Source organism: Streptomyces sp. NL15-2K, assembly GCF_030551255.1.
Taxonomy (GTDB): domain Bacteria; phylum Actinomycetota; class Actinomycetes; order Streptomycetales; family Streptomycetaceae; genus Streptomyces.
Genome location: NZ_CP130630.1, coordinates 6,947,658 through 6,972,607, shown reverse-complemented (window position 1 = coordinate 6,972,607; position 24,950 = coordinate 6,947,658). Strand labels below are relative to the sequence as shown.

Below are 24,950 nucleotides of genomic sequence, written 5' to 3'. Positions count from 1 at the left end.
CCGCGGCCGTCCGTCAGGGGCCGTCCGTCAGGGGCCGTCGCCCGTCAGCGGCTCGCCGCCCGGGCCAGTTGCTCCAGCGTCGCCGCCACCGCCGGCACCTGTGCCAGGTCGGGCAGGGTGAGCGCGACGATCTCCCGCCGCACCGCCGGTTCCAGCGTCACCGTGCGCGCGCCTCGCGGCCGTACGGACTCCACCGCGAGCTGAGGCAGGACGGCGACCCCGAGGCCGGCGCCCACCAGGCCCACCACCGCCGGATAGTCGTCGGTCGCGAAATCGATGCGGGGCGTGAATCCGGCACCCTCGCACACCTCGATCAGCTGGCCGCGGCAGCGCGGGCAGCCCGCGATCCACGGGTCCCGGGCGAGTTCTCCGATGGCCACGGACTCCGCGAGGGCGAGCCGGTGCCGTTCGGGTACGAGGGCGACGAGCCGGTCGGTCAGCAGGGGCCGCACCACGAGGTCGTTCCACTCCTCGGCGCCCGCCGCCCCCTTGTACCGGAAGGCGAGGGCCACATCGCAGTCGCCCTCGCGCAGCAGTTCGACGGACTGCGGCGGTTCGGCCTCCTCCAACGAGACGCGGGTACCGGGGTGTTCGGCGCGCAGGGCGGCCAGCGCGGTGGGGACGAGCGTGGAGCTGCCACTGGGGAAGGAGACCAGCCGGACGCGGCCCGCGCGCAGGCCGGCGATGGCGGCGACCTCTTCCTCGGCCGCGGTGAGCCCGGCGAGGATCCCGGCGGCGTGCCGGACCAGGGCCTCGCCGGCCTGGGTCAGCCGCATCTCGCGTCCGCTGCGGATCAGCAGGGGCGTGCCGACGGAGTTCTCCAGGGCCTTGATCTGCTGGCTGACGGCGGGCTGGGTGCAGCCCAGTTCGCGCCCCGCCGCCGAGAAGGAGCCGGTGGCGGCCACGGCGCGCAGGACGCGGAGATGACGGGCCTCGATCACCTGTCGAGCATAAGCCGACCTTGGGGCTCCCGCAGAAAATCACGTCGACACTTTGGGTCGCGGTCGCCTACCGTGCGCCCATGAAGCTTCTCTCGGTGAATCTGGGCCGCGCGAAGGCCGTGCCCTACTCGGACCAGCCGGAAGGCCTGACCGGCATCGACAAGCGGCCGACCGACGGCCCGGTGCGGGTGGCCGCGCCCGGACCCAAGGGGGTCGGGGCCAGCGGGCTGGCCGGGGACTCGGTGTGCGACACGCGGCACCACGGGGGCGACGACCAGGCCGTGTACGCGGTGGCCCGCGAGGACCTGGACGACTGGGAGCGTGAGCTGGGGCGGCCGCTGGCGAGCGGCGCGTTCGGCGAGAACATCACCACCGAGGGCCTGGACGTGTCCGGTGCCCGGATCGGCGAGCGCTGGCGGATCGGGGCCGAGGTGGTGCTGGAGGTGACCTGCGGACGGATTCCCTGCCGGACCTTCCAGGAGCACCTGGGTGAGAAGGGATGGGTGAAGCGGTTCACGCAGAAGGGGGCGCCGGGGGCGTATCTGCGGGTGATCCGGCCCGGTGAGATCCGGTCGGGCGACCCCGTCGAGATCGTGCACCGGCCGGACCACGACGTGACGGTGGCCCTGCAGTTCCGCGCGGTCACGACCGAGCGGCAGCTGCTCCCGCGGCTGCTGACGGCGGGCGAGGCGCTGCATCCGGAGGCGCTGAAGCAGGCGCGTGAGTACGTGGCGAAGCACGGGGCCTGACAGGCGTTCGCCGGGAGCGGTGTTCGCCCGGTCTTCACTCGGCGGGAGCCCCTGCGCAGGGAGCGGACGGACGCAGTCCGGGTCACTAACCTTGCGCCATGACAACGGCTCTCATCACGGGATCGACCGCGGGCATCGGCGCCGCGTTCGCGCGACGGCTGGCGGCGGACGGGCACAACCTCGTCCTGACGGCCCGCGACACCAAGCGGCTGCGGGAACAGGCGACCGAACTGCACGACCGGCACGGCATCGAGGCGGAGGTGGTCACGGCCGACCTGGCGACGGACGACGGCATCGAGGCGGTCGCCGAGCGCCTGGCCGACCGCAAGAACCCCGTCGACCTGCTGATCAACAACGCGGGCTTCGGCAACAAGGGCCGCTTTCTCGACGTGTCCATGGCCGATGAGCTGACGATGCTCAAGGTGCACTGCGAGGCGGTGCTGCGGCTGACGTCGGCGGCGACCGAGGCGATGCGGGAGCGGGGGCGGGGCGGTGTCGTCAACGTGGCGTCGGTCGCGGCCTTCGTGCCGCGCGGGACGTACGGGGCGTCCAAGGCGTGGGTCGTGCAGTTCACGCAGGGCGCGGCGCGGGATCTGGCCGGGAGCGGGGTGCGGCTGATGGCGCTGTGCCCGGGGTTCGTGCGGACGGAGTTCCACCAGCGGGCCGGGATGGGGACGGACAACATCCCCGGCTGGATGTGGCTGGACGCGGACAAGCTGGTCGCGGCGGCCCTTTCCGACCTCGCGCGCGGCAAGTCGGTGTCGATTCCGGATCCGCGGTACAAGGCGCTCATGGGCGTCGTGAAGGTGGTGCCGCGAGGGCTGCTGGGCGGGATCTCCTCGAAGACGGGGCGCAAGTACGGTCCGCAGTGAGCGTGCGTCACCGCGGTGAGCGACGGCGCCTCCGGTGGGAAAATGGGCGTGACCGAATGACCGGACCCAGGGGGGCCGGAGGCGGCATCATGACGTTCGTACAGCTCATCGACTGCAGGACCAGCCGGATCGACGAGATGAACCGGCTGATGGACACATGGGTCGAACAGACCCAGGGGAAGCGGACCGCGACGCATGCGGTGGTCGGCAAGGACCTGTCGGACGCGTCGCACCTCATCGAGATCGTGGAGTTCCCGTCGTACGAGGAGGCGATGCGCAACTCGAACCTCCCGGAGACCGAGCGGACGTTCCGCGAGATGGTCGCCCTGTGCGACACGATGCCGACGTTCACCGATCTGGACGTGGTGCGGGACGAGCAGTTGTACGCGGCCAACGCGCGCAGGCTCTTCGACACCTTGGCCACCAAGGGGGAACTGCCCCCGTTCAACGATCTGCTCATCGAGGACTACCACGACCACGATCCCGCCAACCCACAGGACGTCATCGGCCTGGACGCGTTCCGGCGCGAGGTCGAGATGTGGCGGGGCGGGTTCGACTTCGCGTTCACCGTCGAGGACCAGATCGCCCAGGGTGACCGCGTGGCCACCCGGTGGACCTGGAGCGGCACCCACAAGGGCGACTACCTCGGCATTTCGGCCACCGGCAGAAACGTCACCGTGACCGGGACGACCATCCACCGGTGCACCTCGGACGGGAAGATCGCCGAGGGCTGGTGGCAGTACGACCGGCTGGGGCTGATGGAGCAGCTCGGGGCGCTCGACGCGTTGGAGAAGTGATCCGCGGACAGCGGGCTCGTACGGGCTCGTACCGGGAAGAAGCCCCCGTTCCCTGCGGGAACGGGGGCTTCTTGGGGCCGTCGGTGCCTCAGTGGGAGTGGCCGTGGCTGTGGCCGCCCGCGGCCGGCTCCTCCTCTTCCTTCTTCTCGACGACCAGGGTCTCGGTCGTCAGGAGGAGGGAGGCGATGGAGGCGGCGTTCTCCAGGGCGGAGCGGGTGACCTTGACCGGGTCGATGACGCCCTGCTTGATCAGGTCGCCGTACTCGCCGGTGGCGGCGTTGAAGCCCTGGCCCTTGTCGAGCTCGGCGACCTTGGCGGTGATGACGTAACCCTCCAGGCCGGCGTTCTCGGCGATCCAGCGCAGCGGCTCGACGACCGCGCGGCGGACGACCGCGACACCGGTGGCCTCGTCGCCGGTCTTGTCGAGGTTGCCCTCCAGGACCTTGGCGGCGTGCACCAGCGCGGAGCCACCACCGGAGACGATGCCCTCCTCGACCGCGGCGCGGGTCGCGGAGATGGCGTCCTCCAGACGGTGCTTCTTCTCCTTCAGCTCCACCTCGGTGGCGGCGCCGACCTTGATCACGCACACGCCGCCGGCCAGCTTCGCGAGGCGCTCCTGGAGCTTCTCGCGGTCCCAGTCGGAGTCGGTGTTCTCGATCTCGGCCTTGACCTGGGCGACGCGGCCCCGGACGTCCTCGGACTTGCCGGAGCCGTCGACGAGGGTGGTGTCGTCCTTGGTGACCGTGACGCGGCGGGCGGAGCCCAGCACCTCCAGGCCGACCTGGTCGAGCTTGAGGCCGACCTCCTCGGAGACGACCGTGGCGCCGGTGAGGACCGCCATGTCCTGCAGCATCGCCTTGCGGCGGTCGCCGAAGCCGGGGGCCTTGACCGCGACCGCGTTGAAGGTGCCGCGGATCTTGTTCACGACCAGGGTCGACAGGGCCTCGCCCTCGACGTCCTCGGCGATGATCAGCAGCGGCTTGGAGGAGTTGGCCTGGATGACCTTCTCCAGCAGCGGCAGCATGTCCGCGATCGCGGAGATCTTGCCCTGGTGGATCAGGATGTACGGGTCGTCGAGGACGGCCTCCATACGCTCCTGGTCCGTCACGAAGTACGGCGACAGGTAACCCTTGTCGAAGGCCATGCCCTCGGTGAAGTCCAGCTCCAGACCGAAGGTGTTGGACTCCTCGACGGTGATGACACCGTCCTTGCCGACCTTGTCCATCGCCTCGGCGATGAGCTCGCCGACCTGCTGGTCCTGGGCGGACAGCCCGGCGACGGCGGCGATGTCGGACTTCTCGTCGATCGGCCGGGCCGACGACAGCAGGTGCTCCGACACGGCGGCCACGGCGGCGTCGATGCCCTTCTTCAGGGCGGCCGGGGACGCGCCGGCGGCGACGTTCCGCAGGCCCTCGCGGACCAGCGCCTGGGCGAGCACGGTGGCGGTGGTGGTGCCGTCACCCGCGATGTCGTTGGTCTTGGTCGCCACCTCCTTCACCAGCTGGGCGCCGAGGTTCTCGTACGGGTCGTCGACCTCGACCTCGCGGGCGATGGTGACGCCGTCGTTGGTGATGGTGGGGGCGCCGAACTTCTTGTCGATGACGACGTTGCGGCCCTTGGGGCCGATCGTCACCTTGACCGTGTCAGCGAGCTTGTTGACGCCGCGCTCGAGGGCGCGACGGGCGTCCTCGTCGAACTTCAGGATCTTCGCCATGGGAGCGTAGCCCTCTCGGAAAATGGAGATGAACGAACTGCGCCCCGGGCGCCCGGCTGATTAATGGTCGCGGGGGGCCAGGGGCGCAGATCGAAGAAAACGTGCGGTGAAGCGAATTACTTCTCGATGATCGCGAGCACGTCGCGAGCCGAGAGGACGAGGTACTCCTCGCCGTTGTACTTCACCTCGGTGCCGCCGTACTTGCTGTACAGCACGACATCGCCGGTCTTGACGTCGAGCGGAAGACGCTCGCCGTTCTCGAAACGGCCCGGGCCCACGGCCAGGACGACGCCCTCCTGGGGCTTCTCCTTGGCAGTGTCCGGGATGACCAGGCCAGAGGCCGTGGTCTGCTCGGCCTCGACGGCCTGGACCACAATGCGGTCCTCGAGCGGCTTGATGGCAACCTTGGAGCTGGCGGTCGTCACGATCCGACCTCCCCCTTCGGAGATCTCACGGGGTTAACTGTCTGAGGTGGCGACCAGGTCGATCCGTCGTCGCGGGTGCCGGACCTGCCCGTCGCGTTGTTGGCACTCTCCAGGGGGGAGTGCCAGAGCCGAGACTATGACTGCGATTAGCACTCGGTCAAGCGGAGTGCCAATGCCGTGCGGCGCTCGGGCGGGTTTTTCAGCTGGCGTTTCCTTCAGGGGCACCCGGCGTGGGTGTGAGGCTCTGCTGGGGGCTGCCGCCCCCAGGCCCCCGCTGTCGGCCCTGAACGGGCCTTGTCCTCAAGCGCCGGACGGGCTGAAAGTGCCTGACCGGCGCTGGAAGGCGCAGCCCGGTCAGATCCTCTACAGGTAGTCCTCCAGCTTTCCCACCGTCAGCCCTCTCCCCCGCACCTCCCGCAGCAGCCTCGCCGTTCGTTCGACCAGCGTCAGGGCCGCCGCCTCCCCCGAGGCCACCGACACGATGTCGCCCGCCCGCAACCGGCTCTCGCCCCGCGTGAACGTCAACTCGCCCTCCATCGAGGCCCGCCACAGGACGACCGCCGAGATGCCGCAGTCGGCTGCCGCGCGGAGTGTCGTCGTGTCGTACAGGCCGTAGGGCGGGCGGAAGAGGCGGGGGCGGATGCCGAAGCGGGCGTTGAGTTTGTTCTGCTGGCCGCAGATCTCGGCGCGCTGGCCGGCGTAGGGCAGGCCGCGCAGGGCGGGGTGGTCGAGGGTGTGGTTCTGGATGCTCGCGCCGACCGACCGCAGGCGCGCGAAGTGGCCGTACCCCGGGCCGACGACACTGTCCGTGAGGAACATGCTGACCGGGAGCCGTAGCTCACGGACCATGTCGACGAACCGCGGATCCTTCTCGGCGCCGTCGTCGTAAGTGAGGAAGACGACCTTGTCGGGCGTGCGGATGTGACGGACGACGGGTGGGATGGCCGGGCCCGCCGTGCGGTCCGCGGGGGGCCGGGCGGCCGGCTGCGGGGCCGGGGGGAGGGGGGCCGTCAGGCCCCAGCGGCGGTACGGCTGCGCACCCATGCCCCGGTCGCCGGTCGCACCGTGTGATCCCACCCGATCGGCCGTCTTCTCGGCCGGTCGTTCGACGGAGCCGAGGGCGCAGCCTGTGAGCACGACGGCGGCCACCAGCATCCCCGCCAACCGTCCCCTTCGCCGCCTCACAGGTAGTCCTCCAGGCGGGCCACGGCGTACCCCCTGTCCGTGATCTTGTTCAGGAACCGGCGGATCATGTCCGGCATTGTGCCTTTCCAGTCGTCCCGGCCCCGGAAGTGGCTGAGGACGATGTCACCCGGGTGGAGGTCCCGGTCCCACTCGCGGTACTCCCAGCGGTCGACGAAGACCTCCTCGTTCCACAGGGGCACGTACCTGATGCCGCAGGCCTTGGCGGCACGCAGGGTGTCCCCGTCGTAGTTGCCGTAGGGCGGGCGGAAGAGGGTGGGGCGCTTGCCGTAGCGCCTCTCGATCACGCGCTGCATGCCGCAGATCTCGCGCTTCTGGCGGGCGTACGACAGGTCCGGCAGGTAGGGGTGGTGGAGGGTGTGGTTGTTCAGGACCACTCCCGTGTCCTGCATCTTCTTGAAGTAGCCGTAGTCCTCCTTGACCAGGTAGTCGCTGAGGAAGGCGGTGTACGGGATCTTCAGTTCGCCCATCATCCGCAGGAACGCCGGGTCCTTCTCGGCGCCGTCGTCGATGGTGAGGAAGACGACCTTCTGCCGGGTGGGGACGGTGGTGAAGACCGGGGGGAGGTTCCGTTCCCGGTGGTCGTCGACCTCGAAGCCCTTGCGGGTGGAGATCCTCGGTTTCACCGCGGGGGGTGCGGGGGGCGTCAGCGGGACCTCGGCCAGACCCCAGCGCTTCGCCGCCGCCGCGCGGGCCCGGTGCGCGGCGTGGATCCTGCCCGCGTACCGGTCGAGGGCTCGGGCGGGGGGTGCCTCCAGTTTCTGCTGGCCGGGGGCCGGCCGGACCTCGGAGCCGAAGCCCTGCCCGCAGCCCGCGGCGAGCGCGGCGACCCCCAGCACGGCGAGGCCGCCGCGGACGGGCACCCGGCACCTCGCACCCTTTTTGTCATTTTGTACTACTAGTCCCATGGTGCCGGATCTTCGCAGGCCGCCGTCGCGGCCCCGGGCCGACACCGCCGCCGGAGGCGTACCGTCCACCGACTGGCCCACAATGAGCCCGTGAACGACCTCGCCCTCCTCCGCACCCCCGAGGGCCGCGCCCTCCTCGACGCCGTGCGCGGCACCGCACCCGCCGACGAACTCGCCGTCGCCACCCGGCTGCGCCGCGAGCATCCCGCCGAGCTGGTGTCGGCGGCGCTCGGGCAGGCGCGGCTGCGGCAGCGGGCGGCGGCGAAGTTCGGGGCCGAGGACGCCGAGCGGATGTTCTTCACGCCGAACGGGGTCGAGCAGTCGACCCGGGCGAGCGTGGCGACGTACCGGTCCGAGCGCTTCCGGGCGATGGGTGTGCGGTCCGTCGCCGACCTGTGCTGTGGGATCGGCGGGGACGCGATCGCGCTGGCGCGGGCCGGGATCCGGGTGCTCGCCGTGGACCGGGATCCGCTGACGGTGGCGGTGGCGCGGGCGAACGCCGAGGTGCTGGGGCTGGCCGGGCTGGTGGAGGTGCGGGAGGCGGATGTCACGGAGGTGGAGACGGGCGGCTACGACGCCGTGTTCGTCGACCCTGCACGGCGGGGCGGCCGCGGCCGGATCTTCGATCCCGAGGCGTACTCGCCGCCGTTGTCCTGGGCGGTCGAGGCCGCCCGCACGGCTGCGCACGCCGCCCTGAAGGTCGCCCCGGGCATCCCGCACGAAGCCGTCCCCGCCGAGGCCGAGGCCGAGTGGATCTCGGACGGCGGGGACGTGAAGGAGGCGGTGCTGTGGTTCGGCACCGCGCCGGGGGCCGTGCGGGCGACGCTGCTGCCGGGGCCGCGCACGCTGCTGGGAAGGGGGCTGCCGGATCCCCGGGTCCGGCCCGTCGGACGGTACTTGTACGAGCCCGACGGCGCCGTCATCCGTGCCCATCTGGTCGCCGAGGTCGCCGAACAGCTCGACGGCGGGCTGGTCGATGCCACCATCGCGTACGTGACCTCCGACGAGCTGCGTCCGACGCCGTACGCCTCCGCCTACGAGATCACCGATCAACTCCCCTTCAGCGTCAAGAGGTTGAAGGCGCTGCTGCGGGAGCGGAAGGCCGGGATCCTGACCGTGAAGAAGCGGGGGTCGGCGGTCGAGCCGGAGGAGTTGAGGAAGAAGGTGCTCCCCAAGACGCACGGGCCGAACTCGGCGACCGTGTTCCTGACGCGGGTGGCGGGGGCGCCGACGATGCTTCTCGGTCACCCCGCCTGATCAGGACGCCTAGGGCCCTTCTGATGGATCTCCGCGGCGTCGCGACGCCCGGCACGCTCCCCCACTGCCTTAAAGGCGTGGGAGGTACCCCCACTCGCCGCACCGGACAAAAGCCCTAGTAGCTCCTCCCCCACGCTCGGCTCCGCTCGCGCGGGGGGACCCCCATCGAGGGCTTCCGCCCGGCACGCCGAGAGCACGCACCGAACGCCGCTCCTTCTCCCACGGAGATCCATCAGAAGGGCCCTGCCCGGCGCAGGAGCAGCTCCCGCTCCCGGCCGTTGTGCGTCAGTTCCGCCGCCCGTACGAACTCCGCCCGCGCCTCGGCCGTACGCCCCAGCCGCAGCAGCAGATCTCCGCGGACGCTGGGGAGCAAGTGGTAGTCGCGCAGGGCGGGTTCGGCGGTCAGGGCGTCGACGATCTCCAGGGCGGGCTCCGGGCCCTCCGCCATCGACACGGCGACCGCGCGGTTGAGTTCCACGACCGGGGACGGGGCGCGGGCGGCGAGCAGGGCGTACAGGGTGGCGATCCTCGGCCAGTCGGTCTCCCCGTAGGAGTACGCCATGGCGTGGCAGGCGGCGATCGCGGCCTGGAGGGCGTACGGGCCGGGAGCGCCGGTGGAGGTGGCCTCGCAATGGCCGAGGGCGGTGACGCCGCGGGCGATGAGCATGCGGTTCCAGCGGGCGCGGTTCTGGTCCTTGAGGAGGACCGGTTCGCCGTCGGGGCCGGTACGGGCGGCCGCGCGGGACGTCTGGAACTCCAGGAGCGAGGTCAGGCCGTGGACCTCCGGTTCCTTGGGCATCAGGGCGGACAGGACGCGGGCCAGCCGCAGGGCGTCCTCGCACAGGGCGGGGCGCAGCCAGTCGTCGCCTGCCGTGGCGGCGTAACCCTCGTTGTAGATCAGGTAGATGACGTCCAGGACCGAGCCGAGGCGGGCCTCGCGGTCGGGGCCGTACGGCACCTCGAAGGCGACGTTCTTCTTCGCGAGGGTGCGCTTGGCGCGGACGATTCGCTGGGCGACCGTCGGCTCCGGCACCAGGAACGCGCGGGCGATCTCGGCCGTGGTCAGGCCGCCGAGCAGGCGCAGGGTGAGGGCGGTGCGGGCCTCGGCGGACAGGACCGGGTGGCAGGCGGTGAAGACCAGCCGGAGCAGGTCGTCGTCGATGTCGTCGGGGTCGGCGGGCTCCTCCGGCGGTGCCGCTTCCGACAGATCCCGCCCCATCTCGGCCAGCTTGCGGGCGTAGTTCTCCCGCCGGCGGATCAGGTCGACGGCGCGGTGCCGGGCGGTGGCCATGAGCCAGGCGCCGGGGTTGTCGGGGACGCCGTCGCGCGGCCACTGTTCCAGGGCCGCGACCAGCGCGTCCTGGGCCAGCTCCTCGGCGATCCCGACGTCCCGCACGACCCGGGCGACACCGGCGATGATCCGCGGCGACTCGATACGGAAGACCGTCTCGACGGCGTGGCGGGGGTCGGGGACGGTGTGGCGGGGGTCGGGGACGGGGTGTCGGGGGTCGGGGACCGGTTGTCGGGGGTCGGCGGATGGGGGCTGTGGGCTCACAACCCCCATGCAACACCCCGTGTCGCTCCGGGCCAAGGAGCGGCGAGCCAAGGAGCGGCGAGCCAAGGGGCGCCGGGCTCAGCCCTCCTGGATCTCCCGCACCTCGCAGGTCATCGTCCACTCCTCGCCGTGGATCTTGAGGAACCGCTTGGTCCACTCGATCGCCTCGGCCTTGTCCTTGCACTGCATGATCGCGTACCCGCCGATGACCTCCTTGGACTCGGTGAAGGGCCCGTCGGTGACGGAGAGCTCGCCGCCCGCCAGGTGCACCCGAGTGCCCTGCGCGGTCGGGAGCAGCCCGGCGGTGTCGAGCATCACGCCGGCCTTGGTGATCTCCTCGATCAGCTCGCCCATCCGCTGCATCAGCTCGGGGCTCGGTCCCTCCGAGGGCATGCTGTTCTCGTCGATCTGGATGAGCGACAGGTAGCGGGGCATGGTGACTCCTCGTATCGGGTGGGCCGGGTCCTTCCCGGCCTCTCACCCCTGCGTCGAACGGCAGGCACCCGGATCGACACCCTCGATGGAATTCTTCGAGGAAATCCGGGGCTCCTCGGGCCTCACCGCAACGACGCCCACAGCTCCCTCGCCTCCGGCTCGTCCGCCACCACCCGGTTCCGGTCCCACGGCGCCGGCGACACCGGCATCGTCACCGTCGTCACGTCGTCCGCCGGCAGGCCCCGCAGGCTCTCGCCGAGGCGCATCAGCTCGGTCAGGGAGTCGAGGCCGGTGTCGGTGGTGAGGCTGCCGGTGACGGCGTCGGCGACCCGGTACAGCTTGGCGGGGTCGGACAGCAGGTTCGTCGTGGAGATCTGCTCCAGCAGCGCCTTCACCAGCTTGTGCTGGAGGCCTATGCGGCCGAGGTCGCTGCCGTCGCCGATGCCGTGCCGCGTGCGGGCCAGGGCGAGGGCCTGCGCGCCGTCGAGGTCATGCGTGCCGGCCTCCAGCTTCAAGTGGCTGTCCTTGTCGTCGATGTCCTCGTCCGTGGTCACGGTGACCCCGCCGAGCGCGTCCACCAGCCGGGCGAAGCCGGCGAAGTCGATCTCGACGTAGTGGTCCATACGGACGTCCGTGATCGCCTCGACCGTCTTGACCGCGCACGCCGGCCCGCCCACCGAGTAGGCGTTGTTGAACATGGAGTTGTACGCCACCGACGTCGACCCCCCGGACGGCAGCGGGCAGGACGGGCGGGTGACGAGCGTGTCGCGCGGGATGCTGACCACGGTCGCCTTCGTGCGGCCCGCGTCCAGGTGCACGACCATCGCCGTGTCGGAGCGGGCGCCCTCGCTGTCGCCGCCGCCGAGCTCCTGGTTCTCCTTGCCGCTGCGCGAGTCCGAGCCCAGGACCAGGATGTTCAGGGACCCGGTGGGCAGCGGCGAGGCGGAGGCGGAACCGGACGGGGCCGGTGTCGTCACCGCTTTCGGCGGGCGGTCGTCGCCGAGCGCGTTGTTGATGTCGACGCTCTTGATGTTGCTGTTCAGGTGCCAGTACGCCCAGCCCGCCGCGGCAGCGCCCAGCACCAGTGCGCCCGCGAGAGTGAGACCGGCGGCCCTGAGCGCTCTCGACCGCCGGTCCCGTCGCCTGCCCTCGTCGCCGTTCTCCCCGTGTCCGGTCACGAGAGGAACATAAGTCCGAATTATTAGGAGAATGTTAGGGACGAGATCGCGAGACTGCTTTCTTGGGAAATTCTCATACTTCTCGGGCGCGACTCACCCCAGGGTCACCGCCGGCACCGGATTGCTCCCGCTCCACGACCCGTTGAACCCGAAGGTCACCGACCCGCCGTCGGGAACCGTCCCGTTGTACGAGGCGTTGGAACAGGTGACCGCCGCCCCCGACTGCGTACAGGTCGCGTTCCATGCCTGCGTGATCCGCTGCCCCGCGCCGAAGGTCCAGCCGGCCTTCCAGGACGACAGCGAGCCACCGGAGCAGGCGATCCTCACCTGCCCCGTGAAGCCGGTGTTCCACTGACTGGTGACGCTGTACGTCGCCTCGCACGCGTCGCCCGTCGGCGGGGTCGTCGTCCCGCCGAGCGCCTCCGCGATCGCGTGATACGCCGGTTTCGGCGCGTAGTTCTCGTCGTACGGCGTCGCCGCGCCCTGGCCCGGGAAGGTGTCCGGGATCCAGGAGTCGGATTCGGTGAAGCCCCAGACGGTGACGCCGACGCACCGCGCGACCGCCACACACGCCGAGAGCACCGACTTGTAGTCGGCGGCCTGCTGCGTCAACTTGGCTTCGGTAGCCGGGAGTTGCATTCGGATGTCCAGCTCGGTGATCGCCACGTCCACGCCGAGGTCGGCGAAGCGCTGGATGTTCTGCTGAAGCGTCGAGGGCACCTGGCCGAGGATCAGATGGGCCTGCAGCCCCACCCCGTCGATCGGGACGCCGCGCTCCTTCAGGGACTTGACCAGGTTGTACAGGGCGGTGCTCTTGGCGTTGACGCCCTCGACGTTGTAGTCGTTGATGTACAGCTTCGCGGACGGGTCGGCGGCGCGGGCGGCGGTCAGGGCCTGCGCGATGTAGTCGGCGCCGAGGCCGTTGTACCAGAGCGTCTGCCGGTAGGTGCCGTCCTCGTTGAACGGCTCGTTCACCACGTCCCAGGTGGCCAGGCGGCCCTTGTAGCGGCCCACTTCCAGCGCGATGTGGTCGTTCATCAGCTGGCTGAGCTGGGCGGGGGTCCAGGTGCCGTTCGTCAGCCAGCTCGGGTTCTGGCTGTGCCAGACCAGGGTGTGGCCGCGCACCTGCTGCCCATGGGCCTCGGCGAAGTCGACGACCTGGTCCGCCTCGGCCCAGTTGAAGTTCCCCCGGGTCGGCTCGACCGAGCCCCACTTCATGGCGTTGCCCGGGGTGAGCGCGTTGAACTCGCGCCCGGCGATCTCGCCGTAGGTGCCGGTGAGTTTGGAGCCGGTGACGGCCGTACCCATGACCTTGCCCTTGGCGTCGGCCAGGTCGCGCAGGGGTGCGTCGGCGGCGTGCGCCGCGGGCGCCGTGACCAGCAGCGCGCCCAGCATGGCGACGCCGCTGAGGAGTGATGCCAGGGACAATCCCGTTCTCAGAGATCTCATTGCGGGTGCCTCCGAAAGTTTCGGTTGAACAACCGACTGGCTTCGGAGCAGTGTGAGGGGCCTCACCACACCGGTCAATAGAGGAACACGCCTACCTGGGCGGGGCCCCGGTACTCGCCCGCACCACCAGACTCGTCGCCAACTCCACCCGCGTCGCCGTCGGCGTCCCCTCCTCGCGCCCGAGGTCGAGGACCAGCTTCGCGGCCGCCTCGGCCATCTCCGTCAGCGGCTGCCGTACGGTCGTCAGCGGCGGCCCCACCCAGGGCGCCACCGGCAGGTCGTCGAACCCGACCACGCTGAGGTCCTCCGGGATGCGCAGCCCCAGCTCCCGCGCGGCCTCGTACAGCCCGAGCGCCTGGAGGTCGTTGCCGGCGAAGACGGCGGTGGGCCGGTCCGGGCGGCGCAGCAGTTCCAGGCCGCACCGGTAGCCGGCCTCGTGGTGGAAGTCGCCGGCCGCGATCAGCTCGGGGACGACCGGCAGCCCGGCGGTCTCCAGGGCGGCCCGGTAGCCGTCGATCCGGGCGCGGCTGCACATCATCCGGGACGGTCCGGTGATCGCGCCGATGCGGGTGTGCCCGAGCTCGACCAGATGCCGGGTGGCGGCGAGGCCGCCCTGCCAGTTGGTGGCGCCGATCGAGGGCACGTCGGCGCCCGGGTCGCCGGCCGGGTCCATCACCACGAACGGGATGGAGCGGCTGTTGAGCAGGGCCCGCTGGGACTCGTCGAGCCCCGACAGCACCAGGATCACCCCGTGCGGCCGCCGCGCGGCCACCTGGTCGGCCCAGGTCCGCCCCGGGGTGAGCCGCCCGGCGCTCTCGCTGAGCACCACGCTCAGCCCGGCGTCCCGGGCCACGTTCTCCACGCCCCGGATGACCTCCATCGCCCAGGCGCTCTCCAGCTCGTGGAAGACCAGGTCGATCAGGGGCGACCGGCTCGCCTCGGCGCGGCGGCGCCGATAGCCGTGGGCGCGCAGGAGTCCTTCCACACGGCTGCGGGTCGCCGGGGCGACATCGGCACGGCCGTTGAGGACCTTCGAAACTGTCGGCGCGGACACACCGGCCTCGCGGGCGATCTCGGCGAGGGTCGCGGTCTGCGCCGACCGTCCTGCCGTCGGCCCTGTCGTGTGCGTTGTCCGGGTTTCACCGGGCTCCGGGGGTGTCATGGCGGCGATCGTATCCCTGCGCGACCTCTTGACGAACCCTTCTCACCGCCCTAGGTTCCCAAAACATTCGATTTGTATCTCGAAACATTCGCGAGAGGGCCATCCACCCCGACAGGAGTTTCATGACCACCGCGCCCTGGCGTGACCCCGCCCTGCCCGCCGCCGCCCGCGTCGACGTCCTCCTCTCCCGGATGACCCTGGAGGAGAAGACCGCCCAGCTGTACGGCGTCTGGGTGGGCGCCACCTCGGACGGCGACGAAGTCGCCCCCCTCCAACGCGAAATGACCGCCGATCACGACTGGGACGAGCTGATCACCCACGGCCTGGGCCAGCTCACCCGCCCCTTCGGCACGGCCCCCGTCGCCCCGGCCCTTGGCGCGCAGGCGCTGGCCCGCGCCCAACGGCGCATCATCGAGGCCGGCCGCTTCGGCATCCCCGCGATCGCCCACGAGGAGTGCCTGGCCGGCTTCACGGCCTGGCAGGCGACGGCCTACCCGGTCCCGCTCGCCTGGGGCGCCACCTTCGACCCCGTCCTGGTCGAGGAGATGGCCCGGCGCATCGGCCACGACCTGCGCTCGGTCGGCGTCCACCAGGGCCTCGCCCCGGTCCTGGACGTCGTACGGGATCCGCGCTGGGGCCGGGTCGAGGAGACCATCGGCGAGGACCCCTACCTGGTCGGCACGGTCGCCGCCGCCTACGTCCGGGGCCTGGAGTCGACCGGCATCATCGCCACGCTCAAGCACTTCGCCGGGTACGCCTCCTCGGCCGGCGCCCGCAACCTGGCCCCGGTGCGGGCCGGCGTCCGGGAGTTCGCGGACGTGACGCTCCCACCCTTCGAGCTGGCCCTGCGCGACGGCGGCGCCCGCTCCGTGATGGCCGCGTACACCGACACGGACGGCGTCCCGGCGTCGGCGGACCCCGGCCTGCTGACCGAACTCCTGCGAGAGCAGTGGGGTTTCACCGGCACGGTGGTCGCCGACTACTTCGGCATCGGCTTCCTGCAGACCCTGCACCGGGTGGCGGGAACCGAGGCGGAGGCCGCGCATGCGGCGCTGGCGGCGGGCATCGACGTGGAACTGCCCACGCTCCAGTGCTACGGCAAACCGCTCCTGGAGGCGGTCCGGACGGGCGCGGTCCCGGAGTCCCTGATCGACCGGGCGGCCCGCCGGGTCCTGCTCCAGAAATGCGAACTGGGCCTGCTGGACGAGGACTGGGAGCCGGAGCCGGAGCCGACCGGGCGGATAAACCTCGACTCCGCGGCCAACCGCGCACTGGCCCGCCGCCTCGCCGAGGAGTCGGTCGTCCTGCTGGACAACCCGGACGGCCTGCTGCCGCTGGCCCCGGACACGAGGATCGCGGTCGTCGGCCCGCGTGCGGCGGACGCGTTGGCGATGCTCGGCTGCTACTCCTTCCCGTCCCATGTCCTCACGCACCACCCCGAGGTGCCGACGGGCATCGACATCCCGACCCTGCTGGACTCCCTCAGGGCCGAACTCCCCGACGCGAAGGTCACGTTCGCGGAGGGCTGCGGGGTGTCGGACCCGGACACCTCGGGTTTCGAGGAGGCGGTGGCCCGGACGGCCGAGGCGGACGTGTGCGTGGCGGTACTGGGCGACCGGGCGGGCCTGTTCGGCCGGGGCACGTCGGGCGAGGGCTGCGACGCGACGGACCTGCGACTCCCCGGCGCGCAGGCGGAGTTGCTGGACACGCTGGTGGCGACGGGCGTCCCGGTGGTCTTGGTCCTGCTGACCGGCCGCCCCTACGCGCTCGGCCGCTGGGACGGCCGCCTCGCCGCAGTCGTCCAGGCCTTCTTCCCCGGGGAGGAGGGCGGCCCGGCGGTCGCGGGCGTGCTGTCTGGCCGCGTCAACCCCTCCGGCCGCCTCCCGGTGAGCGTCCCCCGCGTCCCCGGCGGCCAGCCGTGGACCTACCTCCAGCCGCCGCTGGGCCTGCGGGTCGAGGTCAGCAACCTGGACCCGACACCGCTGTACCCCTTCGGACACGGCCGCTCCTACACGCACTTCGCCTGGGAGGACTTCACGGGCGGCGCCGAGCCTTCGGAGATCGGCACGGACGGTTCGTACGACATCTCGCTGACTGTCCGCAACACGGGCGACCGCGCGGGCGCCGAGGTCGTCCAGCTGTACCTGCACGATCCGGTGGCGTCGGTGACCCGGCCGGATGTCCGCCTGATCGGTTATCAGCGCGTGGAGCTGGCGCCGGGGGAGGCGAGCCGGGTGACCTTCCGGTTCCATACGGATCTCTCCGCGTTCACCGACCGTTCAGGGCGACGAGTGGTTGAGCCGGGCGCCCTCGAACTACGGTTGGCGGCGTCCAGCGCGGACGTACGCCACACGGCGCGGCTCAGGCTCACCGGACCTCTCCGGGAGCTCGGCCCCGACCGGCGGTTGCGGTGCGGGACGGAGGTGTCGGGGGTGGTGTGATCCTCCGCGCCGGGAGCACGGGGATCCGATGGACAGATACGTTCACCACCAGCTGCGGGCGGTCGTTTCGATCCTCGCCGCCGCTGCCGTCGCCGCGGCTGTGGTGGGCGTCGTCCGCGGGTTCCCGCCGCCGAAGATGAACGGACTGCTCCTTGTCGCGCTGCTGCTCGCCTTCGTGGTGGTGTCGACACTCCTCAAGGCGACCAGGATCAAGTGGGTCAGTGAGGTACGGGACTTCGAGGCAGCTGTCCCGGTGGAGGGCCTCTGGGGAACACCGATGTGGTCCTGCCGACCAACCGGTTCCTACGCGACCAGCCGTTCAGCCCGAAGCTCTTCGTGTTGTATCTGACGTCCATGGTGCTCATGTTCTGGGAGCCGTGGGTGGTCCTGGTCCCGCTGGGGTCAGCCCTGGACTGGCTGGGACAGGCCGCGGTGGCCGCCCACTGGGAGCATGGGCACGGCAAGGTCGTCTGGCGGGGCCGTGTCCACAGCAGGCCGTGGGAGCTCTCGGTCAGCCGCCGGCCACCGATTCGAACCGCCACCGATGCACTGCGCGGGTGACCAACTCCCCGGTTCGGCTCGGGAAGTTCGGGCAGCTCGACGTCGTATCTTTTCCGGTCAGTCTGGCGGCTTCCAACTGAGCCTGACTGAGCGCAGGCCGCAGGGGAGAGCCAGGGCGGTTGCAAGTTCCGGGATCGCGTAGATCGTCCGCACCCAGCGGGAGTTGACGTGGCAACAGCACAGCAGGCACGAGACTGGCGATCATCAGGGTGTCTATGCCAGCTGATCACATCGAGGTTTCGTGCCTGGCGTTCCGTCCTCCCCGATCCATGCCGCCCTGGCGAAACTGGGTCCCCTCCACCCGCAGGACACCGGCCGCCTATGCGCCCACCTCCGGCTCGGCTCGGGCACCGCCGCCATCCGCCGCACCCTTCAGCGCACCAGCGCAGGCGGGCTCACCACGCTGCCGCCCACCAAGACCCGGGCCTCTGAACGCCGCATCGCTCTCCCTGCCCGCTGCATCCAGTTGCTGAAGCGCCACCACGAACAGCAGCAGCGTAAACGCGAGGCAGCAGGCACCGCGTGGCAGCCCAACGGGCACTACTTCACCACTGCGCAGGGCGGATCAATCAACCCGATCAACCTCACCCGCGCCGTCACCACGCTCCTCCGCAAGGCCGGCCTCCGCCGCATCCGCTTCCACGACCTCCGGCACTCCACCGCCACCCTGCTCCTGGAGCAGAGAGTCGAACTCGTCGTGATCAAGGAACTCGTCGGCCACGCCCACATCGGCGTCACCGCAACCGTCTAAGCCCACGTCCGACTCCGCCTCCAACACGACGCCGTAATGGCGCTCGGAAACGCTCTCGACCACCCCTGACCCACGCACGGCAACGGCGGCGAGCACCCCTGGTGTTCGCCGCCGTTGCCGTCAACTACTGCCGTCAGGTGACGACATAACGGTCGATGCCGGGCACGTGATGACCCCCATGGGTTCGCTGATACGAACACGCAGAGCTCCGCAGTAGCGTCAATCACCGAGCCGGAAGCTGCCCCGCTGGACCAACCAGGCTTCTATTTCGCTGATTTGATCACTTGACGGAATAGAAAGCCAGCGATTCCCCGGTAGCCAAGAACGGTTACTCCTTCGAGATCATCGAAATCCCACCTGCAGCTAGAGAGAACATCCGCACGAGAGCTCTGCGAACATCAGGATCTCGATCGATTCGCTCCAGCGATTCCAGCATTGCCGGATCGAGGTCGACAGTGGCAACTCCGCCAGCATTCTGGTCGCCAGCCGTCGCGAACAGCAGCAGACATCGATACGCCTGCACAACCCCTCCGCGTTCCTCCCGCATCAACGGCCGGAGCAAGGCGGCGCCTTCCTTGACCTGGCCCCGAAGCGCTTCCACAGAGGACCACCGCGTTGCCCAGCCTCGATCCTCCGCCTCCGCCTGGATCACCAGCAACGCGTCGAAGCTGATCTCGCACACGCGGAAGTCGGGGTCCGTCGAACGGATGAGTGACATCAGAAACTAATCCCCATCGTAGACGTCGATACGAATCTGCGTATCCGGATCGATACGCCCGTCCTTGATCCTTCTCAGGATCTCGTCCTTTCGGTGATGACCTCCAAGAATGGTGCCATCGCGCGAGACGAGGATTCCATCTCCTTCGTCAGCATTGTTGATGCCGTCCAGGAGCTCATCATTACTCAGCTCCTCGTGATACCACTGCGAAGCCGGATCCCGAGTGCTCTGCCCATCGGCATATTGGCCGAGATCACCAGCATTTTCGTGACGCGCAGATATTCCCGAACCGCTCGGCCCGCACCCCTTGCCATTGCTGTTGTGAACGAGTACCGGCGTAGCCCCTGCCAGCACATAGTACGTGTGCAGATCCGCGACGGTCAGATTATGCACCGTGGCCGAGCGCGCCGAGCGGTCGATGTCCGTGATCCTGACGGGCTTCCCCGCCTCGGTGCGCAGTGTCTGCCCAGGCACCAGGTCACCTGCGTCGATCCACTCCGCCAGACCTGGCACCCAGAACGGGTGGCCGGCGGTCGCGGTGACCTGCACTTTCCTTCCGGCGACGTTGAGGGTGATTGTGACCAGGTCCTTGATCCCCTCGCCCTTGATTTCGGCGGTGACCTTCTTGACGACTGTCTTCCCGGTCTTCGGATCCGTCGCCAGGATCTCGTCGCCAATGCGAACGTCCTCAATGGGGCTCTTCACAGTCGAGGGTGTAGGTGCGGCTTGAAGCCGCCGGTCTCGAGCAAGCTCCTGGCGATGTAGTGGGTGAGGTTGCGGAACCCGAGCGCGGAGCCGCGCAGGTGCTCAAGCCGGCCGTTGATCGCCTCCGTCGGGCCGTTGCTCGTTCCTGGCCGGTCGAAGTAGGCCAGCACATCGGTGGCGCGCCTCTTCAGGGTCCGGCCTAGGGTGACGATCTCGGTGAGCGCCTGCGGCACGCCGCTGGTGATCGACTCGATGAGCTTGACCATCAGTTCGCGGCCCTTGGCGCGGTCAGGCTCGCGGTAGGCGGCGATCATGCGCTGGTAGATGCCCCAGGTGGCCTCGACCTCGATGTGGGCATCGTCGGCGAACAGCGCGGCAAGTCGGTCCATCTGCTTGTCGGTGAGCAGGTCGGCACCGGTGTGCAGGGTGCGTCGGGCGGAGTAGAGCGGGTCGTTCTTCATTCCGCGGTGGCCGTGGACGGCAATCTGGATGCGGCGGCGGCAGCGGTCGAGCGCGTCGCCCGCCAGGCGGACCACATGGAAGGGATCCATCACCGCGACCGCCTCGGGAAGCTCTTCGGTAGTGGCGGTCTTGAAGCCGGTGAACCCGTCCATCGCGACGACCTCCACGGCGTCGCGCCACGCCTCGGGGCGCTGGGAGAGCCAGGTCTTGAACGCCTGCTTGGAGCGGCCCTCGACCATGTCGAGCAGCCGTGCAGGTCCGGTGCCGTCACGGATCCCGGTGAGGTCGATGATCACGTACTTGTCGCCACGGCGGGTGTGACGCCACACGTGCTCATCAACGCCGATCGTGGTGACGCCGTCGAACCGGTGCTTGTCATCGATCAGCAGCCGCTTGCCTTCGGCCAGGACGGCGTCGTTGGCGGTGTTCCACGCGACCCCGAGCCCTTCGGCGACCCGGGCGACGGTCAGGTGCTGGACCACGATCGCTTCCAGCGCCCACCGCAGCCCGCGGCGCGACAACTTCGCTCGCGGCTCGGCCGCCAGGCTGGTGTCCTGACGCCAGACGTGCTTGCAGTCGGTGCATCTGTAGCGACGCACGATGATCTCCAGCATGGTCGGGCGCCAGCCCAGCGGTTCGTGCGCCAACCGACGGACGACACTGTCACGCGGGACGCCTTCACCGCCGCAGCGACGGCACCACTGATCGGACTTGACGACCCGGCACGTGATCACCGCGCGGTCTACCTCGCGACGCTGTCCTATGGCTTCGAGACCGAGCTCGTCGAGTCGGCAGAACGTGGTCAGGTCAGGGCACGCGAAACCCGCCGCCGTATGGCGGGCGGTCACATCTCCTCAGTGATGAGCGGCCTCGTTTGGCGCTCGCCAGGTGCCACGGTGCGCGCCGGGGCGCTGTCGCGCGATGTCGCAGCCCGGAGCAGGAGCAGGGGCGTGGCAAGCAGCAGAAGGCCGGCCAGCCCGATCGCGATCCTCGTCGACGTCAGCGCTGCCAGGACGCCCCAGGCGAGCGTGAGGAAGGCTGTGGCGAGGCTGCTGCTGATCTGCCAGGCCGACAGCGTCCGTGAGAGTCGCTCGTGTTCGATGTGCTTGAGCCGGAAGGTGGCTACCACGGGGTTGAACAGGCTCATCGCGATGATGACGCCGAACTCGATGGCCATGACCAGCAGCAGTCCGGCGATGCCGCCGGGGGTGAACGCCAGCCAGATCGGCCACAGGACCGCCCCGACACCGGCGATCTGCATCACCTTGTGCTCGCCGTACTTGGCGACTGTTGGGCCTGCGAGACGCGAGCCGATGAACCCGCCGATACACGGTACGGCGAAGGCGAGTCCGTACTGCCACGGTGCGAAGTGGAGGTCGCGCAGCATGAGCACCGCGAGCAGCGGCTCGGTCGCCATGAAGAGCCCGCCCACAGCCAGCCGGTTCAGGAAGATCGGCCGCAGCTGCGGGTGGTTGAGCAGGTAGCGCCAGCTGTCCGGCACATCCCGCAGAGCGATCCTCTTGGTTGTGTCCTTCACGGGAGCAGGCTCGTGTCCGCCGATGGCGGTGATGCCGAGCGCTGAGAGCAGGTAGCTCAGGCTGTCGGCGACGACGGTGGTGGTGTAGCCGAACAGGCCGATTGCTGCGCCGCCCAGTGGCGGGCCGATCGCGATCGAACTCCACGTTGTGGACTCGAAGCGGCTGTTGGCCGCCAAGAGGTCGTCGCGGGTTACGACGGACTTCAGGTATGCGCCGCTGGCGGTGGCGAACGCGATCTTGGCGCCCGCAACCACGATCGCGACGAGCAAGAGCTGCACGTAGGTCAGCCAGCCGAGCCAGTAGGCCAGCGGGATGGTGGCCATCGCGACGAACCGCAGCAGGTCCATGGTGATCATTACGGGACGCTTGCGGCGGGTCTCGATCCACGGGCCGGTCGGGACGGCGACGAGGGCGCCGACGATGAGGCTTGCCGACGAGAGAGCGGAAACGCTGATAGGACTGGAGCGCAGGACGCTGATGGCGATCAGCCCGAAGGCGCCGAACCCGAGACCGGAGCCGTAGGCGCTGACCGCGTACGCGGCCCACAGCCATCCGAACTGCCGCCCGAGCTTCCTGTGCGCCACGTCGTTCCTCCATCTGGTGTGTCCACAACCGTCGGTTCTGCTCGGGTTATGCAATCCCGAGTGGCAACGTGGGAGGTAACAACCGATCTGCCGGCGCGCCACAACTCTTCGTTGTGTCACTAGGGTGGGGGTGTGGACCTCGACGCGGTGCGGACCTTCCTCAAGGTCTCTTCGGAAGGACAGTTCCAGAGCGCGGCCGACGAGCTCGGCATCACCCAGCAGGCCGTCTCGAAGCGCATCGGTACCCTCGAGCGTGAGCTCGGCGTGGCTCTCTTCGCCCGCGGACCCCGCGGCGCCACGCTGACTGTCGACGGCCAGGCGTTCCTGCCGCACGCCCACGAGCTGCTCCAGGCTGAGGACCGCGCCCTCGCATCGGTGATGCCCGGACGCCGAGCGCTCCGAGTCGACGTACGGAACCGGCGGACGGCACCGGCCACGCTCCTGCACGCCTTCTATCAGCAACGCCGCGGGCGCGACCTGGACGTTGTCGCATTGCCCGACCTCAATCTCGAGGCGGCGCTGGCCGCCGTCGCGGGCGGCGCTGTGGACGCCACCTTCCGCGGTCTGACCGACCCGAGGAGGCAACTCTCAGGCACGGGACTCTCCAGCGCCCTGGTCATCGAGGACCGCCACGAGCTGCTGGTCGGCCCGAAGCACCCGCTTGCAGATGCTCCGTCTGTGACCCCTCGCCAGCTCGCCGATCACCCGATCTGGATGCCGGGGCTGCCCAGCGGGGACGAGGTCGCGGCCTACTACGCCGAGCTCGGCGCCACTTTCGGGATCACCATCGACGTCCTGGGCCCTGCGTTCGGGGCCGAGGTGCTGATGACCGAGATCGCCGAGTCGGCGACGCTCGCGAACCTCGTCGGCGAAGCCTCCCGCTATCTCTGGCCCGCGCACTACGACCTTCGACGCATCCCGATCGTCGACCCCACACCGGTCTTCCCGCTTTGGGTCATCTGGCGTACCGACAACCGGCAGCCCGATCTGGCCGAGCTGCTCGCCTTCCTCGAAGCCGACTTCGCTGGCCGACAAGACAGCGACAGCTGGCGCCCGTCCTGGGCGCGCCACGGCCACTAGGGCCTGTTTCAAAAGCCTGCCTCGTGCGAGCGGTCAGTCGGCGGAGAGGATGTCGGCAAGACTCACAGCAGGGCGGCCAAACATGTTTGTCAGCGTGCGCTGCTGGCGCTCGGTCAAGGTGGCAACGAAGATCACTGCGTCAGCTTTGACCTGGTCACAGGCCTGAGCCACCTCGCGGACCTTTCCGTAGCTCAGCAGAGTCCGCGAGGAGTAGGGCAGGCCCATCTTCTGGACCCCGCCGTCCGAGACGCCTCGTCGTTGCACGATCTGCACGACGACCCGAGCGCCGTGCGCTGCCAGTTCCGTCGCTGCCGACGCCATGAGCGCTTCGAAGTCCTTCTGCTTCGCAGAGAAGTAGCCAACCAGGACCACATCAGCGCCCACGGCTGTGAGCCGGAACGCCTCACGCTGGGCCGGCTCCGACGGCGCACGGCGAGCCAGGCGCCGGTCGCGCCTTCGTGGCTGATGCATGCGCCACAGGCTAAATGTCTGGCTACCTGCAGCGATACCGCATTTCTCGCTAACCGAGGCTGGCGAGCAAGGTCAGAGCCACTCGTTGATGACGGCGATGGTGACGGTGGCCTCGTAGCGGACGGCGAGCTTGTCGTATCTCGTGGCCACCGCTCGGTGGCGCTTGAGGCGATTGATCCCGCACTCGACAGCGTGGCGCTCGCGGTAGTCGTCCTTGTCGAACTTCGGCGGACGACCGCCGCGGGCGCCCAACTTCTTGCGGTTGCGGATCTGGTCGGACTTCTCCGGGATCGTGCAGCGGATTCCGCGTTTGCGCAGGTAGTCGCGGTTGGCTCGGGACCCGTAGGCCTTACCGGCCCGCACCCGGTCCGGTCGCCAGCGCGGCCTGCCGACGCCTACGCGGGGTACCCGGATGCGCTCCAGGACCGGCTGGAACTGGGGACTGTCGTGCCGGTGGCCGGCGGTGACCAGGAAGGACAGCGGCTTCTGTCCGTGCTCGACCGCCAGGTGCACCTTCGTGGTCAGTCCACCGCGTGAGCGTCCGAGCCCGTGGTCGGCGGGCTCGACTGCGACTCCGCCGGGTTTGTCTCGCTGCAGATCCCCCTTTTGCGAGCTCCGGCGGCGTGCTGATGGGCTCGCGCGACGGTGGAGTCAACGCTCACGTCCCAGGTGATCAGGCCTTTCGCGTCGGCCTCGGCCTGCAGTTGGGTGAGGATCCGACTCCAGGTGCCGTCGCGCTGCCAGCGACGGAAGAGTCCGTAGACGGTCTCCCACTCGCCGTAGCGGGCGGGAACGTCGCGCCAGGGGGCGCCGGTTCGCGTACGCCAGCGTATGCCGTTGATCAGCTGCCGCTTGGACCAGACCGGAGGCCGTCCCGGCTTCTTGCCCGCCGGTAACAGCGGTTCCAGTCTGGCCCATTGCTCGCTCGTCAGATCTCCACGCCCCACGAGTGGATCATGGCAGACCTTGATCCACTTATGAAACAGACCCTAGT

General features: G+C 69.8%; 23 protein-coding genes and 2 pseudogenes. 9 read left to right on the top strand and 16 right to left on the bottom strand.

Annotated features, from left to right (window positions below; all coding sequences use genetic code 11):
• Positions 1-44 precede the first annotated feature (44 nt).
• Positions 45-941: a LysR family transcriptional regulator gene (locus Q4V64_RS31635; protein ID WP_124439840.1), complete on the bottom strand. Its 897-nt coding sequence runs from the start codon at positions 939-941 to the stop codon at positions 45-47.
• An 80-nt stretch (positions 942-1,021) separates the two neighbouring features.
• Between Q4V64_RS31635 and Q4V64_RS31630 the strand changes: the two genes are divergently transcribed.
• The 3 genes from Q4V64_RS31630 to Q4V64_RS31620 all read left to right on the top strand — a co-directional run bounded on the left by Q4V64_RS31630 (position 1,022) and on the right by Q4V64_RS31620 (position 3,359).
• Positions 1,022-1,690, top strand: coding sequence for an MOSC domain-containing protein (locus tag Q4V64_RS31630; RefSeq protein ID WP_124439841.1), 669 nt, complete (start codon positions 1,022-1,024; stop codon positions 1,688-1,690).
• A 98-nt stretch (positions 1,691-1,788) separates the two neighbouring features.
• Positions 1,789-2,562, top strand: coding sequence for an SDR family oxidoreductase (locus tag Q4V64_RS31625; protein ID WP_124439842.1), 774 nt, complete (start codon positions 1,789-1,791; stop codon positions 2,560-2,562).
• Between the two features lie 89 nt (positions 2,563-2,651).
• Positions 2,652-3,359 (top strand): ester cyclase, encoded by a 708-nt coding sequence (locus Q4V64_RS31620; RefSeq protein ID WP_124439843.1) that lies wholly within the window; start codon positions 2,652-2,654, stop codon positions 3,357-3,359.
• Positions 3,360-3,447: 88 nt separating this feature from the next.
• On the opposite strand, the gene groL is transcribed toward Q4V64_RS31620, so the two are convergent.
• The 4 genes from groL to Q4V64_RS31600 all read right to left on the bottom strand — a co-directional run bounded on the left by groL (position 3,448) and on the right by Q4V64_RS31600 (position 7,609).
• Positions 3,448-5,073 (bottom strand): chaperonin GroEL, encoded by a 1,626-nt coding sequence (gene groL, locus Q4V64_RS31615; RefSeq protein ID WP_124439844.1) that lies wholly within the window; start codon positions 5,071-5,073, stop codon positions 3,448-3,450.
• A 116-nt stretch (positions 5,074-5,189) separates the two neighbouring features.
• On the bottom strand, positions 5,190-5,498 hold the full coding sequence (gene groES, locus Q4V64_RS31610) for a co-chaperone GroES (protein ID WP_095747815.1): 309 nt from the start codon (positions 5,496-5,498) through the stop codon (positions 5,190-5,192).
• 363 nt (positions 5,499-5,861) lie between these two features.
• Positions 5,862-6,653 (bottom strand): polysaccharide deacetylase family protein, encoded by a 792-nt coding sequence (locus Q4V64_RS31605; protein WP_124439846.1) that lies wholly within the window; start codon positions 6,651-6,653, stop codon positions 5,862-5,864.
• Positions 6,654-6,679: 26 nt separating this feature from the next.
• On the bottom strand, positions 6,680-7,609 hold the full coding sequence (locus Q4V64_RS31600; RefSeq protein WP_124439847.1) for a polysaccharide deacetylase family protein: 930 nt from the start codon (positions 7,607-7,609) through the stop codon (positions 6,680-6,682).
• A 90-nt stretch (positions 7,610-7,699) separates the two neighbouring features.
• Here Q4V64_RS31600 and Q4V64_RS31595 point away from each other — a divergent pair, with 90 nt between their 5' ends.
• The gene (locus Q4V64_RS31595) at positions 7,700-8,866 is read left to right on the top strand and encodes a methyltransferase domain-containing protein (RefSeq protein ID WP_124439848.1); all 1,167 of its coding nucleotides are present in this window, start codon (positions 7,700-7,702) and stop codon (positions 8,864-8,866) included.
• A gap of 232 nt (positions 8,867-9,098) precedes the next feature.
• On the opposite strand, the gene Q4V64_RS31590 is transcribed toward Q4V64_RS31595, so the two are convergent.
• The 5 genes from Q4V64_RS31590 to Q4V64_RS31570 form a co-directional block, all read right to left on the bottom strand.
• Positions 9,099-10,301: a sigma-70 family RNA polymerase sigma factor gene (locus tag Q4V64_RS31590; RefSeq protein ID WP_348540843.1), complete on the bottom strand. Its 1,203-nt coding sequence runs from the start codon at positions 10,299-10,301 to the stop codon at positions 9,099-9,101.
• A 198-nt stretch (positions 10,302-10,499) separates the two neighbouring features.
• A complete protein-coding gene (locus Q4V64_RS31585; protein ID WP_124439850.1) occupies positions 10,500-10,856 on the bottom strand; it encodes a YciI family protein in 357 nt (118 codons plus the stop codon).
• A gap of 122 nt (positions 10,857-10,978) precedes the next feature.
• Positions 10,979-12,034, bottom strand: a complete 1,056-nt coding sequence (locus tag Q4V64_RS31580) for an LCP family protein (protein ID WP_124439851.1) — start codon at positions 12,032-12,034, stop codon at positions 10,979-10,981.
• 93 nt (positions 12,035-12,127) lie between these two features.
• Positions 12,128-13,483 carry an endo-1,4-beta-xylanase gene (locus Q4V64_RS31575; protein WP_172629177.1) on the bottom strand — a complete coding sequence of 452 codons (1,356 nt, stop codon included), beginning with the start codon at positions 13,481-13,483 and terminating at the stop codon, positions 12,128-12,130.
• 91 nt (positions 13,484-13,574) lie between these two features.
• Complete coding sequence (locus Q4V64_RS31570; protein WP_124439852.1) at positions 13,575-14,645, bottom strand: LacI family DNA-binding transcriptional regulator; 1,071 nt, start codon at positions 14,643-14,645, stop codon at positions 13,575-13,577.
• 122 nt (positions 14,646-14,767) lie between these two features.
• On the opposite strand from Q4V64_RS31570, the gene Q4V64_RS31565 reads away from it, so the two are divergent.
• From Q4V64_RS31565 to Q4V64_RS31550, 4 genes and pseudogenes are all read left to right on the top strand, one after another.
• Positions 14,768-17,086 (top strand): glycoside hydrolase family 3 N-terminal domain-containing protein, encoded by a 2,319-nt coding sequence (locus tag Q4V64_RS31565; protein ID WP_124439853.1) that lies wholly within the window; start codon positions 14,768-14,770, stop codon positions 17,084-17,086.
• Between the two features lie 28 nt (positions 17,087-17,114).
• Complete coding sequence (locus Q4V64_RS31560; RefSeq protein ID WP_124439854.1) at positions 17,115-17,435, top strand: hypothetical protein; 321 nt, start codon at positions 17,115-17,117, stop codon at positions 17,433-17,435.
• A gap of 5 nt (positions 17,436-17,440) precedes the next feature.
• Positions 17,441-17,647 carry a hypothetical protein gene (locus Q4V64_RS31555; protein ID WP_216377605.1) on the top strand — a complete coding sequence of 69 codons (207 nt, stop codon included), beginning with the start codon at positions 17,441-17,443 and terminating at the stop codon, positions 17,645-17,647.
• Between the two features lie 331 nt (positions 17,648-17,978).
• Positions 17,979-18,395 (top strand): annotated as a pseudogene (locus tag Q4V64_RS31550) (tyrosine-type recombinase/integrase); the annotation flags it as partial.
• Positions 18,396-18,726: 331 nt separating this feature from the next.
• Here Q4V64_RS31550 and Q4V64_RS31545 read toward each other — a convergent pair.
• From Q4V64_RS31545 to Q4V64_RS31530, 4 genes and pseudogenes are all read right to left on the bottom strand, one after another.
• On the bottom strand, positions 18,727-19,116 hold the full coding sequence (locus Q4V64_RS31545) for a hypothetical protein (protein WP_124439855.1): 390 nt from the start codon (positions 19,114-19,116) through the stop codon (positions 18,727-18,729).
• A gap of 6 nt (positions 19,117-19,122) precedes the next feature.
• Positions 19,123-19,812, bottom strand: a pseudogene (locus tag Q4V64_RS31540) (polymorphic toxin-type HINT domain-containing protein); the annotation flags it as partial.
• 5 nt (positions 19,813-19,817) lie between these two features.
• Positions 19,818-21,131 (bottom strand): ISL3 family transposase, encoded by a 1,314-nt coding sequence (locus tag Q4V64_RS31535; protein WP_124439857.1) that lies wholly within the window; start codon positions 21,129-21,131, stop codon positions 19,818-19,820.
• On the bottom strand, positions 21,128-22,405 hold the full coding sequence (locus tag Q4V64_RS31530) for an MFS transporter (RefSeq protein WP_124439858.1): 1,278 nt from the start codon (positions 22,403-22,405) through the stop codon (positions 21,128-21,130). Before Q4V64_RS31530 ends, Q4V64_RS31535 begins: the two co-directional genes overlap by 4 nt.
• A gap of 132 nt (positions 22,406-22,537) precedes the next feature.
• Between Q4V64_RS31530 and Q4V64_RS31525 the strand changes: the two genes are divergently transcribed.
• Positions 22,538-23,485, top strand: coding sequence for a LysR family transcriptional regulator (locus tag Q4V64_RS31525; RefSeq protein WP_303713166.1), 948 nt, complete (start codon positions 22,538-22,540; stop codon positions 23,483-23,485).
• 33 nt (positions 23,486-23,518) lie between these two features.
• Here the strand turns inward: Q4V64_RS31525 and Q4V64_RS31520 are convergent, their stop codons facing one another.
• Positions 23,519-23,956, bottom strand: coding sequence for a hypothetical protein (locus tag Q4V64_RS31520; protein WP_303713165.1), 438 nt, complete (start codon positions 23,954-23,956; stop codon positions 23,519-23,521).
• 72 nt (positions 23,957-24,028) lie between these two features.
• A protein-coding gene (locus tag Q4V64_RS31515; protein ID WP_303709281.1) for an IS5 family transposase occupies positions 24,029-24,903 on the bottom strand; the annotation gives its coding sequence in 2 pieces (ribosomal slippage) (positions 24,029-24,556 and positions 24,559-24,903; 873 coding nt in all).
• Between the last annotated feature and the right edge of the window lie 47 nt (positions 24,904-24,950).